1 protein-coding gene is annotated in these 1,083 nt (G+C 61.2%); it reads right to left on the bottom strand.

Annotated elements, in window-relative coordinates; genetic code table 11:
• On the bottom strand, positions 1 to 1,083 hold a 1,083-nt coding region (locus tag FEM54_RS33005; protein WP_138454329.1), incomplete at both ends, for a circularly permuted type 2 ATP-grasp protein.

Here is a 1,083-nt window from a genome sequence, read left to right as displayed (position 1 = left end):
GTCGAAGCCGGGCCAACCAGCATGCCGTAGCCGCCGGAGCCTTGGGTTTCCTTGACCACCAGTTCCGGCAAATGCGCCAGCACATGGGACAGTTCATCCGGTTTGCGGCACTGGAAGGTCGGTACGTTTTGCAGCACCGGCTCTTCGTCCAGATAGAAGCGGATCATTTCCGGCACGTAAGGGTAGATGGACTTGTCATCGGCTACGCCGGTGCCGATGGCGTTGGCCAGCACCACATTGCCGGCGCAGTAAGCGGCGACCAGGCCGGGCACGCCAAGCATGGAGTCCGGGTTGAAGGCATGGGGGTCAAGGAATGCGTCGTCGATACGCCGGTAGATCACGTCCACTGGTTTAGGGCCGTCGGTGGTGCGCATGAACACTTTCAGGTCGTGCACGAACAGATCGGCGCCTTCCACCAGCTCCACGCCCATTTCCCGGGCCAGGAACGCATGCTCGAAGAACGCGCTGTTAAAACGCCCCGGCGTCAGCACCACCACATTGGGGTTGTCGAGCCGGCTCGAGCTTTTCAGGGTCTTGAGCAGCAGGTTGGGGTAGTGGTCCACCGGCGCGATGCGCTGCTTGGCGAACACTTCCGGGAACAGGCGCATCATCATCTTGCGGTCTTCGAGCATGTAGCTCACGCCGCTGGGGGTGCGCAGGTTGTCTTCAAGCACGTAGTAGGTGCCGTCGCCGTCGCGTACCAGGTCCACGCCGGAAATATGTGAGTAGATGTCACGGTGCAGGTCCAGCCCGACCATCGCCTTTTGATAACCCTCGTTGCCCAGCACCTGGTCCGCCGGGATGATCCCGGCCTTGATGATGCGCTGGTCGTGATAGATATCGGCAAGGAACATGTTCAACGCATTGACGCGCTGGATGCAGCCGCGTTCGATCATGGCCCATTCACTGGCGGGGATGCTGCGCGGGATGATATCGAAGGGGATCAAGCGCTCGGTGTCTTGTTCGTCGCCGTAGAGGGTGAAGGTGATCCCGGCGCGGTGGAAGAGCAAATCGGCTTCGCGACGCCGTTGGGCCAACAGTTCCGGCGGCGTATTGGCCAGCCAGCGGGAGAAGTCCTGATAG

It is taken from the genome of Pseudomonas edaphica, assembly GCF_005863185.1.
In the GTDB taxonomy this organism is placed as follows: domain Bacteria; phylum Pseudomonadota; class Gammaproteobacteria; order Pseudomonadales; family Pseudomonadaceae; genus Aquipseudomonas; species Aquipseudomonas edaphica.
Note: the sequence above shows the minus strand (reverse complement) of the source record. Positions and strands in the feature narration are given on the sequence as shown.